At 72.8% G+C, this 6,949-nt stretch carries 6 protein-coding genes; 1 reads left to right on the forward strand and 5 read right to left on the reverse strand.

The features are described from left to right. Nucleotides 1-178 precede the first annotated feature (178 nt). The 4 genes from AB0J68_RS23225 to truB all read right to left on the reverse strand — a co-directional run bounded on the left by AB0J68_RS23225 (nt 179) and on the right by truB (nt 5,156). The gene (locus tag AB0J68_RS23225; protein ID WP_363940451.1) at nt 179-2,578 is read right to left on the reverse strand and encodes a polyribonucleotide nucleotidyltransferase; all 2,400 of its coding nucleotides are present in this window, start codon (nt 2,576-2,578) and stop codon (nt 179-181) included. Nucleotides 2,579-2,804: 226 nt separating this feature from the next. Then, nucleotides 2,805-3,074, reverse strand: a complete 270-nt coding sequence (gene rpsO, locus AB0J68_RS23230) for a 30S ribosomal protein S15 (RefSeq protein ID WP_007456699.1) — start codon at nt 3,072-3,074, stop codon at nt 2,805-2,807. A gap of 190 nt (nt 3,075-3,264) precedes the next feature. After that, nucleotides 3,265-4,194, reverse strand: coding sequence for a bifunctional riboflavin kinase/FAD synthetase (locus AB0J68_RS23235; RefSeq protein ID WP_363940452.1), 930 nt, complete (start codon nt 4,192-4,194; stop codon nt 3,265-3,267). A gap of 77 nt (nt 4,195-4,271) precedes the next feature. Beyond that, complete coding sequence (truB, locus tag AB0J68_RS23240) at nt 4,272-5,156, reverse strand: tRNA pseudouridine(55) synthase TruB (protein WP_363940453.1); 885 nt, start codon at nt 5,154-5,156, stop codon at nt 4,272-4,274. Nucleotides 5,157-5,344: 188 nt separating this feature from the next. Here truB and AB0J68_RS23245 point away from each other — a divergent pair, with 188 nt between their 5' ends. Further along, nucleotides 5,345-6,361: a hypothetical protein gene (locus AB0J68_RS23245; protein WP_354857666.1), complete on the forward strand. Its 1,017-nt coding sequence runs from the start codon at nt 5,345-5,347 to the stop codon at nt 6,359-6,361. Between the two features lie 15 nt (nt 6,362-6,376). On the opposite strand, the gene AB0J68_RS23250 is transcribed toward AB0J68_RS23245, so the two are convergent. Continuing rightward, nucleotides 6,377-6,949: MATE family efflux transporter (locus AB0J68_RS23250; protein ID WP_363940454.1), on the reverse strand; the 573-nt coding region annotated here is incomplete at its 5' end.

Here is a 6,949-nt window from a genome sequence, read left to right on the forward strand (position 1 = left end):
CCCAGCGGGTCGTCGCTGAGCGTCCGGGTCACCGCGCGGGCGGCGCCGCCGGAGCGGCCCGCCCCATTGTCCCGGGACGCAGCCACCCCCCGTCGATCCGGTGGAAACGGCGCACTGAAGGCCCGACTCACGTGTTGCTCCCGGTTCGACGAGGGGTGGGTGTTGCAGGTGCTGGTGGTCAGCTGTGCCGGGTCCGGCGGCGCGGACGCTCGCCGCCCTCGCCACCACCCTCGCCGCCGCCGTTGCCGCCGTTGCCGCCCTCGCCGCCGCGCTCCGGGCCACGACCGCCACGGTCGCCGCCACGCTCACGGTCACCGCGGTCACGCGGGCCCCGGTCACCCCGGTCCCGACCAGCCGGTCGGTCGCCGCCAGCGGCCTCACCGGCGGCCGGAGCCTCGGCGCCCTCCGGGCGAACCTTGTCCAGGTAGATCTTGCCGCGGGCGTCGATGTCCGCGATCTCGACCTCGACCCGGTCACCGACGTTGAGGAAGTCCTCAACGCGCTCGACCCGCTTGCCGTCGCCCACCTTGGAGATGTGCAGCAGGCCGTCGCGGCCCGGCAGCAGCGAGATGAACGCGCCGAACGCGGCGGTCTTGACCACCGTGCCGAGGAACCGCTCGCCCTGCTTGGGCAGCGTCGGGTTAGCGATCCCGTTGATCCGGTCGACGGCCGCCTGGGCCGACGGGCCGTTGGTGGCGCCAACGTAGATCGTGCCGTCGTCCTCGATGGAGATCTCGGCGCCGGTCTCGTCCTGGATCGCGTTGATGGTCTGACCCTTCGGGCCGATCACCATGCCGATCTTGTCCACCGGGATCTTGACGGTGGTGACCCGCGGCGCGTAGTCCGACATCTCGGCCGGAGCCTCGATCGCGGCCTTCATCACACCGAGGATGATCTGCCGGGCCTCGTTCGCCTGCTGCAGCGCGGCGGCCAGCACGTCCGACGGGATGCCGTTGAGCTTGGTGTCGAGCTGCAGCGCGGTGACGAACTCCGGCGTGCCGGCGACCTTGAAGTCCATGTCACCGAACGCGTCCTCGGCGCCGAGGATGTCGGTAAGCGTCACGTACTGCGTCTTGCCGTCCACCTCGTCCGAGATGAGCCCCATGGCGATGCCGGCGACCGGCGCCTTCAGCGGCACACCCGCGGAGAGCAGGCCGAGCGTCGACGCGCAGACCGAGCCCATCGAGGTGGAGCCGTTGGAGCCGAGCGCCTCGGAGACCTGCCGGATGGCGTACGGGAACTCCTCGCGCGACGGCAGCACCGGGATCAGCGCACGCTCGGCGAGCGCACCGTGGCCGATCTCGCGCCGCTTCGGCGAGCCGACCCGGCCGGTCTCACCGGTCGAGTACGGCGGGAAGTTGTAGTTGTGCATGTAGCGCTTGCGGTTCTCCGGGGACAGCGTGTCCACCATCTGCTCCATGCGGAGCATGTTCAGCGTGGTGACACCCAGGATCTGGGTCTCGCCGCGCTCGAACAGCGCCGAACCGTGCACCCGGGGCAGCACGCCGACCTCGGCGGTCAGCGGCCGGATGTCGCGCGGGCCGCGGCCGTCCATGCGGACCTGCTCGCGCAGCACGCGGTTGCGCACCTCGGACTTGGTCAGCGAGCGGAAGGCGGCGCTGAGCTCCTTCTCCCGACCCTCGAACCGAGCGCCCAACTCCTCGGCGACCCGGGCCTTGACCCGGTCCAGGGCTTCCTCGCGGTCCGCCTTGCCGGCGATGGTGACCGCCTCGGCCACCTCGCCGCGGGCCAGGTCGGCGACCGCGTCGTACACGTCGTCCTGGTAGTCCAGGAAGACCGGGAACTCGGTGACCGGCTTGGCGGCGACCTCGGCCAGCTCGCTCTGCGCGCGGCACAGCTCACGGATCGCCGGCTTGGCGGCCTCCAGGCCGCTGGCGACGATCTCCTCGGTCGGGGCGGTGGCACCGGCCGAGATGAGGGCGACGGCGTTCGGGGTGGCCTCGGCCTCGACCATCATGATCGCGACGTCGCCGTCGTCGAGGGTGCGGCCGGCCACGACCATGTCGAAGGTGGCGCGGGCCAGCTCCTCCAGGGTCGGGAAGGCGACCCACTGGCCGTCGATGTGGGCGACCCGGGTCGCGCCGATCGGGCCGGAGAACGGCAGGCCGGAGAGCTTGGTCGACATCGAGGCCGCGTTGATGGCCACCACGTCGTACGGGTGCTGCGGGTCGAGCGCGAGGATGGTCTCGACGACCTGGACCTCGTTGCGCAGGCCCTTCACGAAGGACGGGCGCAGCGGCCGGTCGATCAGGCGGCAGGTGAGGATCGCGTCCTCGCTGGGCCGACCCTCACGGCGGAAGAACGAGCCGGGGATGCGGCCCGCGGCGTACATCCGCTCCTCGACGTCGACGGTCAGCGGGAAGAAGTCGAACTGCTCCTTCGGGTGCTTACCGGCGGTGGTGGCGGAGAGGACCACCGTCTCGCCCAGCTGGGCGATGACCGAACCGGCGGCCTGGCGAGCCAGTCGACCGGTGGAGAAGGTGATCTCGCGGGTGCCGAAGGACCCGTTGTCGATCACGGCGGTGCGGGATTCGGTGCCGAGTTTGGTCTCGGTCATGTGCTGTCGTGCTCCTTCGCGTCGTGGGCCCGCGACGTCGGGGAGCTGCTCAGCCGGCCGGTCTTCGATCGAAGCGCCCGGGTGGCCGGCGTACTGCCGGGTTCCCGGGGGCCACTACCGGAGACCGGTACGCTGACCGGCTCCCTCTCGGGTTGGTCGCGCGGCCCGTGTTCTTCAGGTGGGACGCCGATCGGGGGAGCGGCCGGTGGGCCACTCCCCCGTCACGTCACCGGCGCAGACCGAGCCGCTCGATGAGCGTCCGGTAGCGGGCAATGTCCTTCTTCTGGACGTAGTTGAGCAGCCGACGGCGACGGCCGACCAGCAGCAGCAGCCCACGGCGGCTGTGGTGGTCGTGCTTGTGCACCTTCAGGTGCTCGGTCAGCTCGGCGATCCGCTTGGTGAGGACCGCGACCTGGACCTCCGGCGAACCGGTGTCGCCCTCGGCGGTCGCGTACTCCGCGCGGATGCTGGCCTTGGCTTCCTGGTCGAGCGCCATGTTCTCCCTGTTTCGATGGGTTGATCAAGTAGGTGTCCGTCGTCCCGATGGACCGGGAACGGACCGGTACCTCGCACCCGCGGCGTCGAGCAGGCACGCGAGGCCCCACGCCGGTCACCCGACGTCCCCGCAAGACTACCAGCACCCACGGGTAACAGCCGGCCAAGGGCCTGCGCGGCCCGGTGGATGATCAGCTCAGAGCGCGCCGGGTGCGTACGACGTCCTGTTCGATCTGGGCGATCAACGGCTCGATCGAGTCGTAGCGGACCTGACCGCGCAGGTGCGCCACGAAGTCCAGGGCCAGCCGCTCGCCGTACAGGTCGCCGTCGAAATCCAGCGCGTACGCCTCCACCCGCCGCTCCCGACCGGAGAAGGTCGGGTTGGTGCCGACCGACACCGCGGACATCAGCGGCTCGGACTGACCGCGACGGATCAGGCGGGCGGCGTACACCCCGTCGGCGGGCACCGCCGCGTACCGGTGGCAGAGCAGGTTCGCGGTGGGGAACCCCAGCACCCGGCCGCGCTGGTCGCCGCGGACCACCACGCCCTCCACCCGGTGCGGGCGGCCCAGCGCGGCCGCCGCGGCGCCCACGTCACCGGCGTCGACGCAGGAGCGGATGTACGTGGAGGAGAAGACCGTGCCGTCCTCGGCGACCAGCGGGCCGCCCTCCACCCCGAAGCCGAAGGTCTTCCCCAGCCGCTCCAGCAGCGCCACGTCGCCGGCCGCGCGGTGCCCGAAGCGGAAGTTGCCGCCGACCACCACCAGCGCCGCGTGCAGGTGCTCGACCAGGATGTCGTGCACGAACTGCTCGGGCGGCAGCCGGGAGAACTCCGGGGTGAACGGCACCACGCAGAGCACGTCCACGCCGAGCGCCTCGATCAGTTCCGCCTTGCGGGCCGGCTCGGTGAGCACGGCCGGGTGCGAGCCGGGGCGGACCACCTCGGCCGGGTGCGGGTCGAACGTGACCACCACGGACTGCACGCCCAACTCCCGGGCCCGGGCCACGGCGTGCCCGATGGTCGCCTGGTGCCCCTTGTGCACGCCGTCGAAGACGCCGATGGTGACGACCGAGCGCCCCCAGCCGCCGGGCGCCGCGTCGTACCCCCGCCACCGCTGCATGCCGTTCCTTTCCTGCTGTCCCGCTGTTCGGCGGGTCGACACCGCCGGCCGGAGGCCGGCGGACCTGCCTCCCGCCGTCAGGCCGGGGCGAGCACGATCTCCGCGCGGGCCCGCCCGTCCCGCTCGCTGACGATAGCGATCAGCCCGCCGGTCGGTCCGAAGACGGCGTACGGCCCGGCGATGCCGGCGGGGTCCAGCGGACCGCCGTGGCCGAGCACCTTCGCCTCGTCGGGTGTCGCCTCCCGGCGCGGGAAGAACCGGTCGGCCGCCGCGTCCAGCGGCAGGTTCACCACGGCCGGGGCGCGCTGCTCCAGCTCGTCGAGCGTGGCCGCCTCGGCGAGGGTGAAGCCACCCACCGCGGTCCGGCGCAGCGCGGTGAGGTGCCCACCGACGCCGAGCGCCAGGCCCGCGTCCCGGGCGATGGCCCGGATGTACGTGCCGGAGGAGCAGGTGACGTCCACGTCCACGTCCACCACGTCCGGCTCGGTGCGGCGGATCGCCAGCACCTCCAGCCGGGAGATGGTGACCCGCCGCGCCGGCAGTTCGACGCTCTCGCCGTCGCGCACCCGCTTGTACGCCCGCTGCCCGTCGATCTTGATGGCGCTGACCGCGCTCGGCACCTGGTCGACCTCCCCGGTCAGGGCCGTCAGCGCGGCGCGGATGGCCTCGTCGGTGACGTGACCGGCCGGGGTGCTGGCGATCACGTCGCCCTCGGCGTCGTCGGTGACGGTGGCCTGGCCGAGCCGGATCGTGCCGGTGTAGCTCTTGCCCGCGCCGATCACGTAGGTCAGCAGTCGGGTGGCCCGCCCCACACCGATCACCAGGACACCGGTGGCCATCGGGTCGAGGGTGCCGCCGTGCCCGACGCGGCGGGTCTTCGCCAGCCGGCGGATCCGCGCCACCACGTCGTGCGACGTCATGCCGCCGGGCTTGTCGACCACGATCAGACCATCGGTGCTCACGTCGCCCAAGCCTGCCAGACAGCCTCTCGGCGACCGGAGTCGCCCGGCGCCCTCCGGCCGACCCCGGCCCGCTGTCGCCACGGCGGCGCCCGGGTGCCGGCTGCTGCTGGGCGCGCCGAACGGGACAGCGCCGTCGTCGGCCGAATGCGAAGATCACACGCCCGTTCCCGCCGAACCAGGACTACACGATGACCAGCGAAGACCCCGCCAGCCCGCCGAACACCACCGACCCGTACGCGGTCGCCAGCGAGACCGACGACATCCGGGTGCCGGACTGGATGCGGGGGCCGGCGACCGAAACCCCCGTGACCGGCGCTGATCGGCTGCGGCTGGGCTGGGAGCAGCACGCGGGCAAGCTGCTCGGCGGCGTCGGCGGGCTGGTCGCCCTGGTGCTGCTGGCCGTGCTGGCCTGGAGCGGGTACAGCGCCGTGCAGCGGATCCACGACGGGGAGCCGCTGCTGGGTCAGGGCTCCTCCACGGCGCCGCCCCGGCCGGTCGACGAGAGCGGCAACAGCCTCGGACCGTTCGTCGGCACGCCGGCAGAGACGTTCGCCGTGGGCGCGGCGGCCATCACGCTCCCGGCGGCCAAGGCTGCCGCGCCGTTCACCGCCAAGCAGGTCGGTGACGCGTTGGCGAAGGTCAAGGGGGCGTTGATCCAGAGCCGACTCGACCCGTCCATGCTCTTCGGCGATCCGGACCAGTTCCTCGCCCTGCTGGCCCCGGACGCCCGCGCCGACCTGCGCAAGGACTTCGCGCAGGGGACGAACCTGAACTACGCCACCCTGGTCGACCGCGCCGCCGACCCGAACCTCGACCTCGCCGACGGCATCCGGGCCAGCGGCACCGTGGAGTACCGGTCGACGACCGACAGCGACGGGATCCGGGTGCTGGCGATCACCACCCGGTTCATCTGGGTCTACTCCTTCGACCTGCCCCGCCCGCAGGCGTACGCCCCGGGCGCCGAACTCGTCACCCTCCGGGACCAGGTCGTCTGGCACGTGCCGCACCCCGACGACGTGCGGGCGGGCTCGGCCGGGCTGTGGGTGGACAGCGCCGACGTGACGGTGCTCAACGCGACCTGCGCGGCGATCCGCAAGGGCCGGATCGACCTGGAGATCGCGCCCGAGGTGGGCCTGCCGAACACCGCGCCGACCGGGGACATCTACGACCCGGGTTGGCGTCCCGGCGACGGCGAGGACTGCTGAGCCGGGGGCAGGCCGTCAGCGGATCGCGCCCACCACGGCCCAGGCGCCGCTGCGCAGGCGCAGCAGCAGGGCGACCAGCCGGATCGCCACGAAGAGGGTGAGCCCCGCCCAGATGCCGCCCAGCCCCAGGTCGAGCCCGTACGCCAGCCAGATGACCGGCAGGAAACCGCCAAGCGCCGCCACGATGGTGAGGTTGCGCAGGTAGCGCACGTCGCCCGCGCCGATCAGCACACCGTCGAGCGCGAACACCACCCCGGCCAGGGGCTGCATGGCGACGAACCACGGCCAGGCCACCATGGCCTGCTCGCGTACCTGCTCGTCGGAGCTGAACCAGGACGGCACGACGCCGGCGCCGGCGGCGATGAGCAGCGCGAAGGCGACGCCGCAGACGCCGCCGAGCAGGCCGATCCGGCGGGCCAGCGCGCGGGCGTCCGCCGCGTCGCCGGCGCCGAGCGCGGCACCGACCAGGGACTGCGCGGCGATGGCGAGGGCGTCGAGCACCAGCGCCGTGAAGAACCAGAGCTGCAGGGCGATCTGGTGTGCGCCGACGGCGGCGGCGCCGAAGCGGGCGGCGACGGCCGTCGCGGA

Source organism: Micromonospora sp. NPDC049580 (genome assembly GCF_040675595.1).
GTDB lineage: Bacteria > Actinomycetota > Actinomycetes > Mycobacteriales > Micromonosporaceae > Micromonospora.

What these genes read in the sequence shown, in the direction of transcription:
- AB0J68_RS23225 (WP_363940451.1), bottom strand. Translation starts at nt 2,578, where the DNA reads ATGACCGAGACCAAACTCGGCACCGAATCCCGCACCGCCGTGATCGAC.
- rpsO (WP_007456699.1), bottom strand. Translation starts at nt 3,074, where the DNA reads ATGGCGCTCGACCAGGAAGCCAAGGCCAGCATCCGCGCGGAGTACGCG.
- AB0J68_RS23235 (WP_363940452.1), bottom strand. Translation starts at nt 4,194, where the DNA reads ATGCAGCGGTGGCGGGGGTACGACGCGGCGCCCGGCGGCTGGGGGCGC.
- AB0J68_RS23245 (WP_354857666.1), top strand. Translation starts at nt 5,345, where the DNA reads ATGACCAGCGAAGACCCCGCCAGCCCGCCGAACACCACCGACCCGTAC.